The sequence below is a fragment of the Vibrio sp. R10-SG-ISO4 genome, assembly GCF_059834135.1.
Map to the genome: position 1 here is coordinate 54,641 of NZ_JCBDHJ010000024.1, position 17,981 is coordinate 72,621.

The 17,981-nt window shown below is 50.7% G+C and carries 20 protein-coding genes; 6 read left to right on the forward strand and 14 right to left on the reverse strand.

Annotation, left to right across the window (positions count from 1 at the left end; translation table 11 throughout):
• Positions 1-26 precede the first annotated feature (26 nt).
• The 7 genes from tatC to rmuC form a co-directional block, all read right to left on the reverse strand.
• Positions 27-767, reverse strand: coding sequence for a twin-arginine translocase subunit TatC (gene tatC / locus AC6R03_RS17635; protein ID WP_487902706.1), 741 nt, complete (start codon positions 765-767; stop codon positions 27-29).
• A 68-nt stretch (positions 768-835) separates the two neighbouring features.
• Positions 836-1,249, reverse strand: a complete 414-nt coding sequence (gene tatB / locus AC6R03_RS17640) for a Sec-independent protein translocase protein TatB (RefSeq protein WP_487902707.1) — start codon at positions 1,247-1,249, stop codon at positions 836-838.
• 3 nt (positions 1,250-1,252) lie between these two features.
• Positions 1,253-1,492 carry a Sec-independent protein translocase subunit TatA gene (tatA, locus tag AC6R03_RS17645; protein WP_334555437.1) on the reverse strand — a complete coding sequence of 80 codons (240 nt, stop codon included), beginning with the start codon at positions 1,490-1,492 and terminating at the stop codon, positions 1,253-1,255.
• A 44-nt stretch (positions 1,493-1,536) separates the two neighbouring features.
• Positions 1,537-3,171 (reverse strand): ubiquinone biosynthesis regulatory protein kinase UbiB, encoded by a 1,635-nt coding sequence (ubiB, locus tag AC6R03_RS17650; protein WP_500630168.1) that lies wholly within the window; start codon positions 3,169-3,171, stop codon positions 1,537-1,539.
• Positions 3,168-3,773 carry a ubiquinone biosynthesis accessory factor UbiJ gene (locus AC6R03_RS17655; RefSeq protein ID WP_487902708.1) on the reverse strand — a complete coding sequence of 202 codons (606 nt, stop codon included), beginning with the start codon at positions 3,771-3,773 and terminating at the stop codon, positions 3,168-3,170. Before AC6R03_RS17655 ends, ubiB begins: the two co-directional genes overlap by 4 nt.
• Before the next feature lie 11 nt (positions 3,774-3,784).
• Positions 3,785-4,576, reverse strand: a complete 792-nt coding sequence (gene ubiE / locus AC6R03_RS17660; RefSeq protein ID WP_500630167.1) for a bifunctional demethylmenaquinone methyltransferase/2-methoxy-6-polyprenyl-1,4-benzoquinol methylase UbiE — start codon at positions 4,574-4,576, stop codon at positions 3,785-3,787.
• Positions 4,577-4,633: 57 nt separating this feature from the next.
• Positions 4,634-6,184: a DNA recombination protein RmuC gene (gene rmuC / locus AC6R03_RS17665; protein WP_500630166.1), complete on the reverse strand. Its 1,551-nt coding sequence runs from the start codon at positions 6,182-6,184 to the stop codon at positions 4,634-4,636.
• Between the two features lie 126 nt (positions 6,185-6,310).
• Here rmuC and AC6R03_RS17670 point away from each other — a divergent pair, with 126 nt between their 5' ends.
• Entirely contained in the window at positions 6,311-7,213 is a 903-nt protein-coding gene (locus AC6R03_RS17670; RefSeq protein ID WP_500630165.1) for a DMT family transporter, read from the forward strand.
• Here AC6R03_RS17670 and AC6R03_RS17675 read toward each other — a convergent pair.
• From AC6R03_RS17675 to ftnA, 3 genes are all read right to left on the reverse strand, one after another.
• Positions 7,210-8,403, reverse strand: coding sequence for a BaiN/RdsA family NAD(P)/FAD-dependent oxidoreductase (locus AC6R03_RS17675; RefSeq protein ID WP_487902728.1), 1,194 nt, complete (start codon positions 8,401-8,403; stop codon positions 7,210-7,212). The genes AC6R03_RS17670 and AC6R03_RS17675 overlap by 4 nt on opposite strands.
• A gap of 118 nt (positions 8,404-8,521) precedes the next feature.
• Positions 8,522-8,845 carry a universal stress protein UspB gene (gene uspB / locus AC6R03_RS17680; protein ID WP_334555431.1) on the reverse strand — a complete coding sequence of 108 codons (324 nt, stop codon included), beginning with the start codon at positions 8,843-8,845 and terminating at the stop codon, positions 8,522-8,524.
• A gap of 70 nt (positions 8,846-8,915) precedes the next feature.
• Positions 8,916-9,443 (reverse strand): non-heme ferritin, encoded by a 528-nt coding sequence (gene ftnA, locus AC6R03_RS17685; RefSeq protein ID WP_334555430.1) that lies wholly within the window; start codon positions 9,441-9,443, stop codon positions 8,916-8,918.
• A gap of 157 nt (positions 9,444-9,600) precedes the next feature.
• On the opposite strand from ftnA, the gene uspA reads away from it, so the two are divergent.
• Both uspA and AC6R03_RS17695 read left to right on the forward strand, forming a co-directional pair.
• Complete coding sequence (gene uspA, locus AC6R03_RS17690) at positions 9,601-10,026, forward strand: universal stress protein UspA (protein WP_334555429.1); 426 nt, start codon at positions 9,601-9,603, stop codon at positions 10,024-10,026.
• A 57-nt stretch (positions 10,027-10,083) separates the two neighbouring features.
• Positions 10,084-10,953: a carboxylate/amino acid/amine transporter gene (locus tag AC6R03_RS17695; RefSeq protein WP_500630164.1), complete on the forward strand. Its 870-nt coding sequence runs from the start codon at positions 10,084-10,086 to the stop codon at positions 10,951-10,953.
• Between the two features lie 27 nt (positions 10,954-10,980).
• Here AC6R03_RS17695 and AC6R03_RS17700 read toward each other — a convergent pair whose 3' ends face one another.
• Positions 10,981-11,613 (reverse strand): hypothetical protein, encoded by a 633-nt coding sequence (locus AC6R03_RS17700; protein ID WP_500630163.1) that lies wholly within the window; start codon positions 11,611-11,613, stop codon positions 10,981-10,983.
• A gap of 124 nt (positions 11,614-11,737) precedes the next feature.
• Positions 11,738-12,517, reverse strand: a complete 780-nt coding sequence (locus AC6R03_RS17705) for a class I SAM-dependent methyltransferase (protein ID WP_500630162.1) — start codon at positions 12,515-12,517, stop codon at positions 11,738-11,740.
• Between the two features lie 166 nt (positions 12,518-12,683).
• On the opposite strand from AC6R03_RS17705, the gene asnC reads away from it, so the two are divergent.
• Positions 12,684-13,148, forward strand: coding sequence for a transcriptional regulator AsnC (gene asnC / locus AC6R03_RS17710; RefSeq protein WP_334555425.1), 465 nt, complete (start codon positions 12,684-12,686; stop codon positions 13,146-13,148).
• A gap of 75 nt (positions 13,149-13,223) precedes the next feature.
• Here the strand turns inward: asnC and tsrA are convergent, their stop codons facing one another.
• Positions 13,224-13,514 (reverse strand): H-NS-like global regulator TsrA, encoded by a 291-nt coding sequence (gene tsrA / locus AC6R03_RS17715; RefSeq protein ID WP_487902714.1) that lies wholly within the window; start codon positions 13,512-13,514, stop codon positions 13,224-13,226.
• Positions 13,515-13,657: 143 nt separating this feature from the next.
• Complete coding sequence (locus AC6R03_RS17720; protein ID WP_500630161.1) at positions 13,658-14,851, reverse strand: multidrug effflux MFS transporter; 1,194 nt, start codon at positions 14,849-14,851, stop codon at positions 13,658-13,660.
• 119 nt (positions 14,852-14,970) lie between these two features.
• Here AC6R03_RS17720 and AC6R03_RS17725 point away from each other — a divergent pair, with 119 nt between their 5' ends.
• A complete protein-coding gene (locus tag AC6R03_RS17725) occupies positions 14,971-15,912 on the forward strand; it encodes a LysR family transcriptional regulator (protein ID WP_500630160.1) in 942 nt (313 codons plus the stop codon).
• A gap of 255 nt (positions 15,913-16,167) precedes the next feature.
• Entirely contained in the window at positions 16,168-17,961 is a 1,794-nt protein-coding gene (locus AC6R03_RS17730) for an aminopeptidase P family protein (protein WP_500630159.1), read from the forward strand.
• Positions 17,962-17,981 lie beyond the last annotated feature (20 nt).

Below are 17,981 nucleotides of genomic sequence, written 5' to 3' on the forward strand. Positions count from 1 at the left end.
TCGGCAAGCCTTTTCCATATCAGCGACTACTCGCTCTGTTCATCCTCTTTGCGCACATAAAAACGGGCGAAAAACAGGCCGACTTCAAACAACAAACACATGGGTATGGCGAGCAAGGTCTGAGAAATCATGTCTGGCGGTGTCAGCATCATCCCCACCACAAACGCGCCGACCACAATATACGGGCGCTTCTCGCTGAGGCTTTTAGGATTGGTTGCGCCCGTCCAACACAGCAAGATGATCGCCACTGGCACTTCAAAGGCGATACCAAAAGCCAAGAAGAGAGCTAACACGAAATCCAGATAGCTGGAAATATCCGTCGCAAACTCAACGCCACCGAGTGAAATCGCGGTAAAGAAGCCAAACACTAACGGGAACACGACAAAGTACGCAAACGCCACACCACAGTAAAATAGCAGTGAGCTGGAGAACATCAGCGGCATGATCAATCGACGTTCATGCTTGTAAAGACCCGGCGCCACAAACGCCCACACTTGGTACAAGATGAAAGGCACCGCAATAAAGATGGATGCAATTAGGGTGAGTTTGAGCGGAGTAAAAAACGGCGACGCCACATCGGTGGCGATCATCGTCGCCCCTTCAGGCAGGCGCTCCACCAAAGGCGCTGAGACAAATTCGTAAATGTCGTTGGCAAAGTAAATCAAACCAACAAACACCACCAATACCGCCACGAGTGCGCGCAGCAAGCGGTTTCTCAGTTCGAGAAGGTGGCTAATCAAAGGTTGTGTCTGCTCAACAGAAGACATGAAGACCTCAACTATTGGGAATCAAAAGGAGCAGCGATTGGCTGCCCCTCAATAATCAGAGTGGTGAACTACTCAGGCTTTTTATCTGTTGTAGCCGGGGCAACATGCAAAGACTCTGTGGCGTCGGCGGAAGGCGCTTTTGACGCTGCCTCTTCAGATGGCTCAGTCTTGGCAGGCTCGTCGCTTTTCTTGGCATAAGGGCGCTGCACGTCTTGCGCGGCTTGCTTTAACTGGTCAACGGAGGATTTCAACTCTGGCGAGAGATCTTCCATGCCCATCTGCTCAGCTTTACGCAAATTCTCTTGCAGCTCTTGCACCTTGAGCTCATGGGACAATTCGTCTTTGACGCTGTTCGCCATATTCTTGGCCGCACCGACAAAGCGAGTGACACTGCGAATCGCATGCGGCAATCGCTCAGGGCCGAGAACCACCAGCCCCACCACAGAGATCAATACCAGTTCCCAGAAACCGATATCAAACACGAGTTATGCCTGCTCTTTGTCTTTTTTAGTGTCAGCAGTGGCGTCTGTTTTCTGCTGTTGCTCGATGTTTTTTGGCTCAAAGTCGGCGTCTTTCTTTGCAGGCTCTTCGTCGTTCATCGCTTTCTTAAAGCCTTTTACCGCACTACCTAAATCGCCACCAATGCCACGCAGTTTCTTCGTACCAAATAGAAGTACCACAATCACAGCAATGATAAGCAGTTGCCAAATACTAATACCACCCATTCTTTTTACCTCGGGTCTAACTGTTGAATTCTTAAGTTTACCGCCTAACGACGGTAAGCTCGCCAACTAAGCAACCAAAATGTGACGCCACCTAAGGCGCTAACCATAGACAGTTGCTCATACGGAGTGTTGACCAATATTGCCGAGCATACGACTAATGTTGCGCCAACACCAAACAAAAATTTCCCTGTCGCTTGCTGACGCTTCGACTGACGATACCCTTGATAGAGTTGATCGATACGCTGATTCATCATCTTGCCTTGGCGCAGGCTGTCGTAGAGAAGCTCTGGCAACTCAGGCAGCTTTTCCGCCCAAAACGGCGCGCGATCTTTCACCGCATTGATCACCGCTTTTGGCCCGACTTGGTTCATCATCCACTCTTCGAGGAACGGTTTGGCCGTCTCCCACAGATCCAACTGAGGGTAGAGTTGACGACCCAGTCCTTCCACATACAGCAGCGTCTTTTGCAACAACACCAACTGAGGTTGCACTTCCATATGGAAGCGTCTTGCGGTGTTAAATAGGTTCAACAACACATGACCAAACGAGATCTCACACAGAGGTTTGGCGAAAATCGGCTCACACACGATACGAATGGCAAATTCAAACTCATCAATATTGGTTTCACGTGGAACCCATCCCGACTCGACATGCAATTCGGCGACGCGGCGATAGTCTCGATTGAAAAACGCCAGAAAGTTTTCCGCAAGATAGCGTTTGTCTTCGCTATTGAGTGTGCCAACAATGCCACAATCTAACCCGATCCAACGCGGATTCTCTGGGTGCTCACGTTCGACAAAGACGTTACCCGGATGCATGTCCGCGTGGAAAAAACTGTCGCGGAAGACCTGAGTGAAAAACACGCTGACTCCACGCTCGGCCAGCAGCTTCATGTTGGTGCCATTGGCGACCAAGCCCTCGATGTCCGACACTTGGATGCCATATATTCGCTCAGAAACCATGACAGTTTTATTACTGAAATCAGTAAAAACTTCAGGCACGTACAGCGATTCACTGTTGTCGAAGTTACGTCTCAGCTGGATGGCATTCGCCGCTTCTCGGCGCAAGTCCAGCTCATCGAGCAAGGTTTTCTCGTACTCGCGCACCACCTCGACGGGTTTGAGGCGTCTTGCCTCTGGCATCATCTTGGCGACAATGCGCGCCATTCGGTACATGAGTTTAAGATCGGCATCGATCACCGGTCGAATATCGGGCCGAATGACTTTTAGCACCACTTCTTGTTGCGTCGACTTGAGTTTCGCCGTGTGCACCTGTGCAATCGATGCGGACGCCAGCGGCTCAATATCAAACTCGTCAAACCAGGTTTCGATTAGACCGCCCAATGCCTGTTCGATGGTCTGCTTAGCCAGTTGGCCGTCAAAGGGGGACACTTGATCTTGCAATAGGGCAAGAGGATCGGCGATATGAGGAGGAAACAGATCGCGCCGAGTGGACATCATCTGGCCAAACTTGATCCACACCGGTCCAAGTTCTTGCAGTGCGAGACGCAGTCGCTCGCCTAAGGTTTTGTCCGGATGCTGATTACGAATCCAAAACAGACCCTTTCGTGCCAATAACGGCGCTTTGGCGAGTTGATGATTGGGCGCTAGCTCATCCAATCCATATTCGAGCTGCACCTTGATGATGCGGTAGAGGCGTTTTAGCTCCGCTAACGTCATACTCGCTCCAGTAGTTGATTCAGTTTCGCTTCCACTCGCGCCGCTTGGCTCTTGATCTCATCCACTTGATCGCAGAAATGCGCCACTTCTAACGGCGGCGGCGCCAAACGCCACTCTTCGGTGACCACTTGCGCAAGGTAATCTTGCTGGTGACGAAGCTGAGTGCGGGCGAACTGGCCAATCTGCGTCACGCCTTGCACTAAGGTGTGCGCCACAACGTCTCCGGTGACACGCGAGATCCACTCTTCAATATCGGGTTTGCATTGGGTGATCAATTGCGAAAAGCTCTGCGCCAGTTGGATGTCGCCATCCAGATCCAACTTATCCTGCTTGATGAGTTTGGTGATATTGGATTGATCTTTCAGCTCAGGTAATACCGACACATTGAGGGATAAGGTGCAATCGGGTGTGCCTTCGTAGTGGGCTAACACATCGACTTGTTGACTGAAAACGAAGGTTAAGCGCTTATCGAACTCTTTGAGATGCACTTGAATGACCTGACCTTTCAGTCGCGCCAGTCGGCGCACCAGATCAGGATCATCTTGAATGAGAGTATTGAGTGACGTTTCGATGACCGCCGTCATCATAGGCTCAAAAGGCATGCTCGGCTCCTTTAGAACTTGTAGCCGCGGTGCAAGGCGACAATGCCGCCCGTTAGGTTGTAGTAACGCGTATTTTCAAAGCCCGCGTTGTCCATCATCCCTTTTAACGTCTCTTGGTCAGGGTGCATGCGAATGGATTCCGCCAAGTAGCGGTAGCTTTCTGCATCATTGGCCACCAGCTCACCCATTTTCGGCAGCAAGTGGAACGAATACGCATCGTAGACTTTAGAGAGTGGGTCAAAGACAGGTTTGGAAAACTCCAGCACCAATAGGCGACCGCCGGGTTTCAGTACACGGTACATCGAACGCAGAGCTTTGTCTTTATCGGTTACGTTACGCAGACAGAAGCTGATCGTAATCGCGTCAAAGTAGTCATCGGGAAACGGCAGCTCTTCAGCGTTCGCTTGAACATAGTGCACATTGCCCACAATGCCGATATCGCGCAGTTTGTCACGCCCGACATTGAGCATCGAGTTATTGATGTCAGCGAGTACGACGTGGCCTTTGTCGCCAACAATACGAGAGAACTTCGCCGTCAAATCGCCGGTGCCACCTCCTAAGTCGAGGATGCGTTGTCCAGGACGGGCACCGCTGCAATCGATGGTAAAGCGCTTCCACAAGCGGTGAATGCCTCCCGACATCAGGTCATTCATAATGTCGTATTTGGCGGCCACTGAGTGAAACACTTCCGCTACCTTGGTGACTTTTTCCTCTTTCGCTACCGTGGTAAAACCGAAGTGGGTCGTTTCTGCGTCTTGCTGAGATTCTAGAGCTGTCGTCGATTGCACACTAATATCCGTCATTATGATTCCTCTTTTAACAGTGCTCTCTATTCAATACGGCCAAAGCACTGCGGGCGATTAGTTTACTTTATCCTCAGCCGGATGTCTTTCAAGTAAGTGGTCATTTTCACCGCTAAGCTGTGATTCTGGCAGCGTTTCTTGCTCCGCCAGTTCCACCAAATTCATCGAGATTGGTCGTTTGACCTCCACCCCTAATTGCTTAAAGCTCTCCGCTTGTCGAATCACGTTGCCGCGCCCAGTCACTAGTTTATTCATGGCACCTTGGTAGTTTTGATTGGCCTTATCTAATGCGCCGCCGAGGCTCTCCATATCATCAACGAACAGGCGCAGTTTGTCGTAGAGCTTACTGGCTCGCTGTGCGATGATTTTCGCGTTTTGGCTCTGTCTTTCGTTGCGCCACAAGTTATCGATGGTGCGCAGTGCCACCAGCAAGGTGGTCGGGCTGACGAGAATGATATTGTGCTCCATCGCATCTTTGACCAAGCTAGGGTCGGAGGAAATCGCTACTTGGAAGGCAGGCTCGACGGGGATAAACATCAACACATAATCCAAGCTCTGAATGCCTTTGAGTTGATGATAATCCTTGTGTGAAAGCCCTTTGATATGGCTGCGAATAGCGAGTAAGTGCTCACCTAAGGCCTTGTCACGCTGCTGATCGGTCTCGGCATTAAAGTAGCGCTCATAGGCGACCAGCGCCATTTTGGCGTCAATCACCACCTGCTTATCATTGGGCAAATGCACAACCACATCTGGCTGATAACGCTTACCCGCCTCGTTTTGCAGATTCACTTGGGTGTGGTACTCATGCCCTTCCCTTAGGCCAGACTCAGCCAATACTCTCGCCAGTACCACCTCACCCCAGTTGCCTTGCTGCTTGTTGTCACCTTTGAGCGCTTGGGTTAGGTTGAGCGCCTCTTTGGCCATCTGCTCGTTGAGGCGCTGCAAGTTCTTCAGCTCATGCACTAAGGTGTGGCGCTCTTTGGCTTCCACAGTAAAGCTGTCATTGACTTGCTTGCGAAACCCTTCCAACTGCTCTTTGAGCGGCGACAGTAAGGCATCCAAACTCTGTTTATTTTGCTGATCAACGCGCGCCGTTTTCTCATCAAACAGCTGACTGGCGAGGTGTTCAAACTGCTGTTTTAGCCGCTCTTCGGCTTTCTCGAGCAGGGCGAGTTTCTCTTGATTAGCTTGGGTGATCTGCTCATGACGAGCTTCTTGCTCTCTCAAGGTCGCTTCGAGCTGCGCATTTTCATCTCGCATTAGTCCAAGTTCGTCGAGGTATTGCTGACGCTCTTGCTTAACGCTGTCAAAGTAACGCAGCTTCTCTAGCACCGCCATCAACTTGCCGTGAGACTGCTTGAGCTCAAATGCCGCTTTGTCCCGCGCTGCATCCAACGCTTCCAGCTCTTGCTCGGCCTCCGCTAAGGCGTTTTTTAACTGGGTGATTTCACTGTGTGAAAGTTGTTGCTGAGTATCAAGCTTGGCGCTGAGCAATTGCTGTTGCAAGCGCATTTTCTGGGTGACCCACCAACCGACGACGACGCCACTGGTGACGGCGCTGCCAGCCGCGGTGATAAGAAGAGAAGCGTTATCAAAAATCCATTGCATGAGCGGCGTACATTCATCAAATTCAAGTCATTTGATGGTATTTCACTACTGGATAAATGTCCAGTTTGTAGGGCAATTGGCCTACCGTTAGACTAGCGCATCACTTCACCGTTTTTTAGGCTTACTATGAATGAGCGCCGCGCGCTGGGCTTTGGTTTGTCTGCTGTTTTGCTCTGGTCGACAGTAGCCACCGCGTTTAAATTAACCTTAGCTGAGTTTACTCCGATCCAGATGTTGACGGTCGCCAGTATCGTCTCTGCCCTCGCCTTAACCCTCATCTGCGCCGTGCAAGGCAAGCTCAATACTCTAGTGACCACCTTGACCGCCAATCCGGGCTATTACCTATTACTGGGGATCATCAACCCGCTGGCGTATTACATCATTTTGTTTAAAGCCTACGATCTCCTGCCTGCCTCACAAGCGCAGGCGATTAACTACAGCTGGGCAATCACCCTCACCCTAATGGCGGCGGTATTTTTAGGTCAAGCCATCCGTAAGCAAGATTGGGTCGCGTGCTGTTTGAGCTACCTCGGCGTCATTGTTATCGCCACCAAAGGCAACGTATTGGCGCTCGATTTTGATAGCCCGCTAGGGGTTGGGCTGGCGTTGCTCTCAACGCTGCTGTGGGCAGGGTATTGGATCTTAAACACCAAAAACAAAGCCGACCCTGTGGTCGGCGTGTTGCTCGGTTTTCTCGTCGCGATCCCTTTCGCTCTTGGGCTGACGTGGTGGGAAGGAGCTAGCTTTGCCGCCATTTCTCCTCAAGGTTGGCTGGCGGTCAGCTATGTCGGACTGTTTGAAATGGGCGTTACCTTCGTCTTGTGGCTCAGCGCCTTAAAATCCACTCACAATACCGCGAGAATCAGTAACCTCATCTTCGCCTCGCCATTTATCTCTTTGATCTTACTGGCGACCATCATCGGCGAAGCCATTCACCCAAGCACTCTCATCGGTCTTGTGTTGATCATTGCCGGGCTCGTTATTCAACAGGTGAAGTGGAAAAAGAAAGCGCAATGGGCGCGAGATTAAACCCACTGCCCCGCTACATAACCGGAGCTCCAGCACCACTGGAAATTGTAGCCCCCTAGCCAGCCGGTGACGTCGACGACTTCGCCGATAAAGTAGAGGCCTTTGATCGCTTTGCACTCCATGGTTTTCGACGATAAGTGATCGGTATTGACGCCGCCTAGGGTGACCTCGGCGGTGCGGTAACCTTCTGTCCCATTGGGGGCAATGCTCCAATGCTCTAACGTGTTAGCCACGTCTTCCAGAGCCTTGCTGCTAAATTGCTTTAGCGGTTTGTCTTCAAGGGTTTTGCGCTCGATCAGCACTTCAACCAGTCGCTTGGGGAGCACTTTCGCTAAGGTGTTTTTCAAGGTTTGATTAGGGTGTTTTTCCAATGAGCGCGTTAGCAAAGCTTGCACATCGACATCGGGCACCAGGTTCACTTCAACCGCTTCGCCCGGGGTCCAGTAGGAGGAGATTTGCAATACCGACGGGCCAGACAGACCACGGTGGGTAAACAGCAGCGCCTCTTTGAATTTGGTGTTGTTTTTAGCGGTGATTTCAACCGGAATCGCAATCCCTGACAGCTCAGAAAAATCGTCTTTGTCTTCTTTATGCAGCGTAAACGGCACCAAGGCCGCACTGGTCGGAAGGACCTCAAGGCCAAACTGCTCTGCCACTTTGTAACCAAAGGGGGTTGCGCCAAGCTTAGGCATCGACAGACCGCCGGTGGCGATGACGAGGGATTCGCACTCAATCGCATGGCCATTGGTCGTCAGAGAAAAGCCATTGGCTTGCTGCTCGATGTTGTCAACGGCTTGCTGGTAGCGAAATTGGATACTCGGTTTATCGCACTCGGCGAGAAGCATTTTAACGATGTCTTTGGAGTCATAGTCACCGACACAAAACAGCTGACCATGATCGCGCTCTTCAAACTCGATGCCGTATTTGTAGATCATCGAGATAAAGTCCCAGTTGGTGTACTGTGCCAAGGCCGATTTAACAAAATGCGGGTTGCGTGACAGGTAGTGTTTGGCAGACACATCGTAGTTGGTAAAGTTGCAGCGGCCGCCCCCGGCGATGAGGATTTTTCGGCCCGGTTTCTTAGCATGATCCAGCACTAACACGCGACGGCCCCGCTCTCCTGCTTGGGCGGCACACATCAGGCCCGCCGCACCGGCGCCAATCACTACTACATCAAACTTCTCTGCCATGGTGGTTACTAACTCTGTCATGATTCAATAAAAAAGGATGTGCACTGAGCACATCCTTCGCAATAGGTGGCTATTTTAACGGCTATTGCCTACCTTGCCAATTTAAAGGCGCCGATCATCAAAGAATAAACGCTGCTAGCAAGGTCACCGCGAGCAATGAGGTGGTGAGTATGAACAGCTCTCTGACGCGATCGCATTTGCCCGTGAACACTTCATCGTGATGATGGTGATACTCTTTGCTTTTGATGTAATGGAACAGGCGGACCTGCTTGGCCATATTGCCGTGCGTGGTAAAGAAACCGTTGCCGTCGACTTGCTGGTACAAAAGAGGATGCGCCTCGCGCATGATGTATATCAGAGAACGCAGTGCAGTGAGGTAACGGGCCATGTTCACCGCCGTTACAAGCATCAACGTGAATAGAATGGTGTCTGCATTGATCATCTTTTCCTCCCTACATCTTCATAGGTTACCGAAGAAAAGACGATCCCATCAGAGCATCTTTCGCTGACAATTATTCAGCGGCGGTATCCATAATAGAAGATGAACCTTCTTTTGCTAAAGCAGCTAGGTCTTTATCGATGAAGAACAAAGCCTTACCATCTTCACCAACCAGTTCTAGCTTGTCTAAAATCCCTTTAAACAACTTCTCTTCTTCGTGCTGCTCTGCAACGTACCACTGCAAGAAGTTGAATGTTGAGTAATCTTGAGAAGTAAACGCAACGTGAGCCAATTTGTTGATTTTTTGCGTAATCATTTGCTCATGTTCATAGGTCTCGCGAAAGACTTCACCTAGGCTCTCAAATTCATGTTTTGGTGCATCAATGGCACCTAGAATCGGCATTGCCCCCGTCTCACTCACATACGTGAATAAACGCTGCATGTGCTCCATCTCTTCAACGGCGTGTTTGCGTAAAAATTCGGCCGCGCCTTCAAAGCCTTTGTCCTCACACCAAGCACTCATTTGTAAGTATAGATTGGATGAAAAGAATTCGAGATTAATTTGCTCATTCAATTGCTCGACCATCGCTTGTGACAGCATTTCGCACTCCTACTAAGTCTATGAACTTAAACTGACTATATCATGCTAGCCACCATAACACTTTGTATGGTGAATGTGGATATGAGATCACCTTGGCAAAAAATTGAGCAGCGAGGTGCTAATCTAACTTTAGGCGAGCGAAATAAGAGGATTCGGTATGAGCTATCAACACATTCTAGTGGCCATCGACCTGTCTGAAGACAGCAAACTGCTGGTAGACAAAGCGGTCTCCTTGGCCAAGCCGCTCGACGCGGCGGTCTCATTCATCCACATTGATGTCAACTACGCCGAGTTGTATACCGGCCTCATCGACATCAACCTGGCGGAGACGCAACATCAAGCTATTGAGGCATCGCAAAAGCAATTGCAAAACCTTGCGGACCACGCCAACTTCCCCATTAAACATACCCTAGTTGGCAGTGGCGACTTAGGTAATGAGCTTTGCGATACCATTCAAGAGTTCAACGTCGATCTTGTGGTGTGTGGCCACCATCAAGACTTTTGGAGCAAACTGCTCTCCTCGACCCGTCAGTTGATCAATTGCTCACCGGTCGACATGTTGGTTGTACCACTAAAAGACTGATTCAAGGGATGAATTGAGATAAAATAATTAGATAGTTTTTGATAATGAGTCTTAATCATGTTTTATCTCTCTTCGGTCACCTTGCTGTGGGCGTTCTCCTTCAGCTTGATTGGTGTCTATTTGGCAGGCCAAGTCGACGCGTGGTTTTCGGTTTTAATGCGCGTCGCCTTAGCGAGCTTGGTTTTCCTACCTTTCCTGAAATTTAAAGGGGTTAAGAAATCCCTGATTGCCAAATTGATGGTCGTTGGCGGCTTTCAACTTGGCTTGATGTACTGTTTTTACTATCAATCCTTCCTGCTTCTGTCTGTGCCAGAAGTCTTGCTGTTCACGGTGTTCACGCCGATTTACGTGACGTTAATCTACGATCTGCTCAAGGGTCGCTTTTCGCCTTGGTATTTGGTCACCGCGGCGATCGCAGTGGCTGGCGCTGCCTTTATCAAGTTTGCCGGGGTCAATGAGCATTTCTTACTTGGCTTTATGGTGGTGCAAGGAGCCAATCTCTGCTTTGCTATTGGCCAAGTGGGCTACAAATACTTGATGGAAAAGCAGCAAGTCGCCCTGCCACAGCATACGGTCTTTGGTTACTTTTATTTGGGCGCGCTGGCTGTGGCACTCATCGCGTTTGCGCTGATGGGCAACAGTGAGAAATTGCCAAGTACGGCAACACAATGGGGCGTTCTGACCTACTTAGGCTTGATTGCGTCTGGGTTGGGCTATTTCGCGTGGAATAAAGGCGCGACCATGGTGAATGCTGGTGCGCTGGCGGTGATGAATAATGCGTTGGTCCCCGCTGGGCTTATCGTCAATATCGTGATCTGGAATCGCGATGTCGACCTGACGAGACTGACCATTGGCGGCGCTATTATTGTCCTTTCACTTTGGGTCAACGAAACCTGGGTGAAAAAGCGTGTCGCCAACGCCGCGTAAATCCAAAGTCTAGCGCCTAGTCTCGGTTTAATGCACCTTGGCTTGGCGCTTCTCTGTCTCAGCTAAGCCGCTTGGCCAAGAGGGGATTACGTCTAACTTGGCCTGCAGTTTAGCCTGCTTTTTACTGAGTTTTTGCTGTTTTTTCAGCGTTTTTAGCCACTTCTTCTGCTGCTTATAAGCACGTTTGAGCTCTTTTCTCGCTTTCTTGAACGCCTTTTTATCCATCAAATCGAACGTCTCTACTACCGGCGTCAAGGCATTCACGGACGTCAGGGTATTTAACTCAACGTCAGCTTTGCGTGCTTTCACTCGCGCAATGACGCGCTGCACGGCTTGCGCTTTTTGCTCTTCACGCTTTGTCTCGATCGCTTGAGCGACATTCTGCGTATCTGAAGGCGCAGAAGCCACTGCCGCTTGTTGAGGTGCGAATAGTGCAGATTCAGCTCGCGCAGAGAGAGGCTTAAGGATTTTAGGTGTATGAGTCGTTGGCTGGGTATGGGCAGCCGCCGCAATTGACGCCGGTTTGCATAAGTGTTGTTTACTGTGACTGGCACGCGCACAAGAGCGGCAGACAAACTTGGGTTCAACCACGAGCTTTTCTATCTCACCCAAACTGTGTGCGACTTGTTTACGACTCAACTTGCACAAACGCTTTGCCATCGACTTACCTTAAAAAGAATACGAATAGTTCTTAGTAAGATATATAGTCATCAGACGGGCTTGGCAAGCGTTATTTTCCACCGCCATAAAGCACGGTGTGGTGAGTATAAATAGAATCAGGCACTTAGCTCATGGCTGCATTAACATAGACATCAAAGCGGTTTTTCTTGGTCTCTATCGCCATCGCCGGTTTGACACCATCTAGCCAATCAGCGTAGTCGGGGCGTTTGACCACCACTCTTTTCGTCGCCAGCGCAAGGGCTGGCGTGAGTAGGCCGTCTGCGTCGTGATCGGCGCCCACAAGCGTTTGAAATACGCGCATCTCTTTTTTCACTAACGCGCTTTTCTTTTTGTTCTCAGGATGAGGGTACATGGGATCTAGGTAGACCACATCAGGGCACACAAAATCAGGCTGACTTGCGAGCGTTTCCAGCGCGTTGTGGCTCGATGCGTGCAGCAGTGACATTCGCTCACTGACCCAGACGCCGATTTCTGGGTCCTGTTTGGCGCGTTCTAAGCCATCATCCAGTAGCGCCGCCACCACAGGGTGACGCTCCACCATCTGCACCTGACAGCCCAAAGAGGCCAATACAAACGCATCTCGCCCAAGGCCAGCGGTGCCATCAAGCACTGTCGGCACCACGCCTTTGTTGAGCCCGGCCGCTTTGGCGATCGCTTGCCCTTTTCCGCCCCCAAACTTGCGGCGATGCTCAGCGGCGCCTCCCGCCAGGTCGACATAAATCGCCCCTAATTTAGGCTCATCGGTTTTGCGAAGTTCCAAGCGCTGCGCCGTCAGCACCAAAGCAAACGGACTGGTGTCACTGTGGCTAAGCCCCCAGCGAGCAGCAATATCGTTCAGTTGTTGGTTCTGTTCAGGGTGTTCGCAGAGAAGTTGCAAATCCACTATCGGCTCCGGTGTTGGTCAGTGTTGAGGGACGCGTGCGCGTCAGTGTAATGGATTTTAGCTGGCTCTACCTAACAGTTTCCCCAACTCGCGACGAACAAATCGCCATTGATGTCTTCGCCCGTTCGCGGCAATAATAGTCTTTCTATTTTCAACAAGGCTGACTATGCAAGCTCACTCCACCAAGCTCGATGACCTCGACAAAGCGATTTTGAAAACCTTAATGGAAGATGCGCGGACGCCCTACGCCGAAATGGCGAAGCAATTTGATGTCAGCCCTGCAACCATTCACGTTCGAATAGAAAAGATGAAGTCAGCCGACATCATTCAAGGCACGGAAGTGATTGTCGATACGAAAAAACTCGGTTACGACGTGTGCTGCTTTATTGGTATTAACCTCAACGCGGCGCGCGATTATCACTCAGCTTTGCAAAAGCTCAATGCTCTAGAGGAAGTAGTGGAAGCGTATTACACGACGGGCGCGTACAACATCTTCGTCAAATTGATGTGTCGCTCGATTGAGGAGCTGCAACACGTACTGATCGATAAGCTGCAAGCCATCGACGAAGTACAATCCACCGAAACACTCATCTCTTTGCAAAACCCCATCAATCGCAACGTCAATCCATAAAAAAAGCTCGCGTTGTGCGAGCTTTCTATCAAATCGAACTGAACGAATCCAACTGACCCAATCGAATCGGCAAGGTTATTTGCCTTGGTTTTCCATGTACTGTTTGAGCTGCTCCGCTGAGATGCCCTGCTGGGCAAGTTGCTTCGCGATGATATCTAGCTGCTCGCCTTTACGTGACTCAATCACTTGCTGAAAATGGAACACGATATCACGCAACACATCGAGCGGGACTTGCTTGGCGGCACTGCGAATACGCTCGCTGCTCTGATTGCCGAGCTCATGAATTAATTTACCAAACATCACTTTCTCTGGAGACTCTTCAAGCTGCTCCATCAAACGCGCTTTTTCGTACGTCGTCATCGACATAGAGGTGGTTTTTCCATCGTTGCAAGATTAACTTGCCTCAATATACAAGGATATTTTTCCTTGTAAAGCTAAGTGCGCCCTCACTTAGTGATGTGAGCAAGGTGTCGACAACAACTTGCTCATAGCAGCTTATTTATTACGGTTTACTCATAACAGTAGTGCCACTCTCTGCCCGCTTTGGTCCACAAAATCAGTAATGCAGGTGTGATGATGAGCATCAATGAGGCGATAAGCACTTGCGGCTCCCACCCAAAGCGCTGCATGGTGCCGACGACCAAGCCCGATCCACTCATTTGGAACAGCCCGAGTAGCGCAGCAGCGGTGCCCGCTTTGTCACCGAACGGGGCAAGCGCCTTACCTGCTGCCGCGCCGAGAATCCACGCAAAACCAATCGAGGATAGGAAGATTGGCAGCATAAAGGCAAAGGCACTTGCTTGCGTCGCCATTGCTAGCATCACGATACCGCCTAATCCCAACACCAAGATGCCGACATTGAGCGTGGTGTGCGTGCCGAACTTATCCATAAATTTGGGCGCTGTCATGCACGCGACAATGTTGATCACCGCATTGATACCAAACCAAAAGGTAAAAGCGTTCATGCTTAAGCCCAGATTTTCCATCAGCACCACAGGGGCTGAGGTCACATAACCAAGAATCACCGCCATCGCCAACATGCACAAGGATGCGTGGAACAAAAACGTCGGTGTACTCAGCACTTGCCAATAGCGTCGTAGACGAAATACCGGCGCGGTGCTGACTTGCGGATTGGTCTCTTTAAGGCCAAACGACATCGCCACCAGACCAATCAACGCGAACCCGGCCATAAAGCTGAAGTTGGCGCGCCAGCCAAATTGCTGAGTCAGCCATGCACCAAGAATCGGCGCTAATGCAGGGATAAAACAGATAGCCCCGTTCAGGTAGCTGATCATCTTGCCACTTTTCTGTGGACCGAACATATCGCGAACTGTTGCAAAGGCGGCCACCGATGTCGCGCACGCTCCTAAGCCTTGCAGCAAGCGCGAAACCAGCATCCACTCGATGTTTTGAGCACTCCACGCCAATAAAGCGCTCGCGGCGTAGATGCTGATCCCACCTAATGCAACAGTTCGACGTCCTAGCTTATCCGCCAGCGGGCCAGCAAACAGTTGGCCGACCCCCATCGCGAACAAAAACCATGTGATAGTATCTTGTGCTAAGGCGTGTTCCACGTGAAACGCTTGAGAAATTTGTGGCAACGCAGGCAGATAAATATCAATTGCCAGCGGGCTAAACAGCACCAACAGGGTCAAAAGAATGAATTGAAGTTTGCCGTAGATGATCGGGTTGTCAGCGTTCACTGCTCGCCTCTTTTAAAATGATTATGCACAAGAAAGGATGAAACTCGGCAAAGTCTAAGTTAGTCTAGATATGACATCCAATGACAAATCATCATTTAAGTTATTCCTTAGGGAAATGTATGAATATAGAGAAGCTTGCTCGCTTAGATTTGAATTTACTGGTGTGCCTCAAGATTCTTACTGAAGAGCTGAATGTAACACGTGCCGCTCACCGATTATGCCTCAGCCAATCTGCGGTCAGTAAGAACCTCGCCAAGTTGCGTGACCAATTCGATGACCCTCTGTTCGTGCGCCAAGCGTATGGGCTAAAGCCGACGCCCAAAGCCCTCTTTCTTAAGCCTAAATTGGATGCGCTGATCCATCAGTTAGAGCTGCTGACGCAACCCGAGCAGTTTCAGCCTGACAGCAGTGATTACAAGTTTCAAATCGCCGCAGTAGAGAGTGTCTACCCGCTGATACTGCCCCATTTTCTACCCGAGATTTTTAAACGTGCCCCCGGTGTCACCATCAGCACACACTCTTGGTCCGATCAAACCTTTAAGCTGCTGCAAAAAGGCGAAATTGATCTCGGCATTACAGGCAAGGACATCGACATCAATGATGCCAAGCTGACTATGTTGCCGCCGAGTGATATTAGTGAACAAGAGATCTACCGTGATAACCAGATGTGTTTATTGCGCGCGGATCACCCTGCCTTGAGCCGTCCTTGGACGTTAGAACAGTTTCTTAGCCAACGTCATGTTCAAGTACGCTGCGATGGCAACGATCGCTGGCTGCTTGATTATCGCCTTGCCGACATCGGCAAAGAGCGCGATATCGCCATCACTGTGCCGGACTTCAACAGCGCCGCCAGTCTGTGTTCCTACACGGACTTTGTCTTTACCGCGCCAAGCCACTTCGTCAAGCTTGCCTCGAAACAGCTTAACCTCGCGGTGCTGCCACTGCCGTTAGAATTTCCGCCCATGGCCTATACCCTGTTTTGGCATCGCGACCGAGAGAACGACCCGGCTCTTGCCTGGCTCAGACAAATTATCCGCGAAAAGACGACCGCGCTACGTTAGCCGCGTTGCGATAACCCCGTGCAATGCTAGTCACGTGACGACAACTGCGCTGATTTTACGTCACGTAGTCAGTTAACCTTACCCCGCGATCCTTACCCGGCTATCGATGCAGACCATTTGCAGCGCTCTGGTAAAAGGAGTAGCTTAATGGCCATAGTCCAAGCCCAAAACGTGATTCGCCCGCTCATCAAGATGCGCGGTCATTGCGAGTCTAAGACGTCGGATGGACACCTCAAATAACTGAAGGATTCACAGATGCTAAACACCACTGAACAACGATTGACAGCCATCAAAGAGTGGCTGGTTCAGAACAATATCGATGCCCTTTTTGTGCCCCATGAAGACGAATACTTGGGCGAGTACATTCCTGCGCACAACGAACGCCTGCATTGGCTAACCGGCTTCACTGGTTCAGCCGGGGCCGCGGTGGTCACACAAACAAAAGCAGCGGTATTTGTCGATGGTCGATACACGGTGCAAGTCACCAAGCAAGTCCCTAGCGAGCTGTTCGAATACCGCCATTTAATTGAAGAGCCGGCATTAGACTGGCTGCTCAGTGAGCTACAACCCGGCAGCGTCGTCGCCATTGACCCACGCATGCACAATGCAGGCTGGCTGGAGTCTGCGCAAACCAAACTGGCGGACAAACTTGAACTCAAGCTGTTAACAACTCACCCCATCGACGCACTGTGGCATGATCGCCCAGCCGCCCTCGAATCACCTGCGCGCTTAATGCCGATTGAATCTGTCGGTCAAACCTCATCATCCAAACGTGAAGAGATTGCCAAGCAACTGACAAAGCAGAACCTTGATGCTGCAGTCGTGACCGCGCTCGACTCTATCTGCTGGCTGCTTAATGTGCGTGGCCTCGACGTCTCTCGCCTGCCCGTATTATTGTCTCACGCGATTATTCACCGCGACGCCAGTGTCGATTTCTTTATTCGCCAAGAACGTCTGCCGCAGGGCTTTGCTGAGCATGTTGGTACCGGTGTCAGAGTTCATGCTCCCGAGTCCCTGGAGAATATCCTTAACTCGCTTAATGGACGCCGAGTATTACTTGACCCAGCGACGAGCAATGCGTGGTTTAAATTGACACTGCAAAACAGTGGCGCGCATGTCGTAAGTGCAGCCGATCCTTGCTTGCTGCCGAAAGCGCAAAAAAATGCGGTCGAAATTGAGGGCATGAAAGCGTGTCATGTGCGCGATGGCGTCGCCATGGTCAAGTTCCTCTCTTGGCTTGATAACGAAGTCGACAACGGCCAACTTCACGATGAAGCCTACCTAGCCGACCGTTTAGAAGCGTACCGTCGTGAGGATGAAACGTTAGTAGACCTAAGTTTTGATACCATCTCCGCAGCAGGCAGCAACGGGGCAATGTGTCACTACAACCACGAAAACCAACCGACCCCGGGTCAGTTGAGCCTGAACTCTCTCTACCTGGTCGACTCTGGCGGCCAATACCTCAACGGAACGACGGACATCACACGTACTGTGGCCATCGGTCAACCTAGCGACGAGATGATCAAGCAGTTTACCTTAGCGCTCAAAGGTCATATTGGTGTCGCACGTGCCCGTTTTCCAAAAGGAACACGCGGCTATCAAATTGATACCCTTGCCCGTCAACACCTATGGGCAGAAGGCTTTGACTATGACCACGGTACGGGCCACGGTGTCGGCCACTTCCTCAGTGTCCATGAGGGACCAGCAAGCATTTCCAAACGACAAATTGATGTGGCTTTGATGGAAGGTATGGTGCTCTCCAATGAGCCCGGTTATTACCGCGCCGATGCGTTTGGCATTCGTATTGAGAACTTAGAACTCGTAGTGGAAACTCCAACACAAGGTGATTTCCCTGTATTGAGCTTCGAGTCACTCACACGTTGCCCGATTGATAAGCGCAACATCAACATTGATATGTTGACCAAACCAGAGCTCGCTTGGCTTAATGATTACCACCAAAAAGTGTGGAATGACCTCAGCCCATTGGTCGATGGTGAGGTAAGAACGTGGTTAGAGCGCGCAACATCGCCCATCGCTCACCGCGACTAATCGTGCTTTGAACACTCGGT

What these genes read in the sequence shown, in the direction of transcription:
- tatC (WP_487902706.1), bottom strand. Translation starts at nt 767, where the DNA reads ATGTCTTCTGTTGAGCAGACACAACCTTTGATTAGCCACCTTCTCGAA.
- tatA (WP_334555437.1), bottom strand. Translation starts at nt 1,492, where the DNA reads ATGGGTGGTATTAGTATTTGGCAACTGCTTATCATTGCTGTGATTGTG.
- ubiB (WP_500630168.1), bottom strand. Translation starts at nt 3,171, where the DNA reads ATGACGTTAGCGGAGCTAAAACGCCTCTACCGCATCATCAAGGTGCAG.
- AC6R03_RS17655 (WP_487902708.1), bottom strand. Translation starts at nt 3,773, where the DNA reads ATGCCTTTTGAGCCTATGATGACGGCGGTCATCGAAACGTCACTCAAT.
- ubiE (WP_500630167.1), bottom strand. Translation starts at nt 4,576, where the DNA reads ATGACGGATATTAGTGTGCAATCGACGACAGCTCTAGAATCTCAGCAA.
- rmuC (WP_500630166.1), bottom strand. Translation starts at nt 6,184, where the DNA reads ATGCAATGGATTTTTGATAACGCTTCTCTTCTTATCACCGCGGCTGGC.
- AC6R03_RS17670 (WP_500630165.1), top strand. Translation starts at nt 6,311, where the DNA reads ATGAATGAGCGCCGCGCGCTGGGCTTTGGTTTGTCTGCTGTTTTGCTC.
- AC6R03_RS17675 (WP_487902728.1), bottom strand. Translation starts at nt 8,403, where the DNA reads ATGGCAGAGAAGTTTGATGTAGTAGTGATTGGCGCCGGTGCGGCGGGC.
- uspB (WP_334555431.1), bottom strand. Translation starts at nt 8,845, where the DNA reads ATGATCAATGCAGACACCATTCTATTCACGTTGATGCTTGTAACGGCG.
- ftnA (WP_334555430.1), bottom strand. Translation starts at nt 9,443, where the DNA reads ATGCTGTCACAAGCGATGGTCGAGCAATTGAATGAGCAAATTAATCTC.
- uspA (WP_334555429.1), top strand. Translation starts at nt 9,601, where the DNA reads ATGAGCTATCAACACATTCTAGTGGCCATCGACCTGTCTGAAGACAGC.
- AC6R03_RS17695 (WP_500630164.1), top strand. Translation starts at nt 10,084, where the DNA reads ATGTTTTATCTCTCTTCGGTCACCTTGCTGTGGGCGTTCTCCTTCAGC.
- AC6R03_RS17700 (WP_500630163.1), bottom strand. Translation starts at nt 11,613, where the DNA reads ATGGCAAAGCGTTTGTGCAAGTTGAGTCGTAAACAAGTCGCACACAGT.
- asnC (WP_334555425.1), top strand. Translation starts at nt 12,684, where the DNA reads ATGCAAGCTCACTCCACCAAGCTCGATGACCTCGACAAAGCGATTTTG.
- tsrA (WP_487902714.1), bottom strand. Translation starts at nt 13,514, where the DNA reads ATGTCGATGACGACGTACGAAAAAGCGCGTTTGATGGAGCAGCTTGAA.
- AC6R03_RS17725 (WP_500630160.1), top strand. Translation starts at nt 14,971, where the DNA reads ATGAATATAGAGAAGCTTGCTCGCTTAGATTTGAATTTACTGGTGTGC.
- AC6R03_RS17730 (WP_500630159.1), top strand. Translation starts at nt 16,168, where the DNA reads ATGCTAAACACCACTGAACAACGATTGACAGCCATCAAAGAGTGGCTG.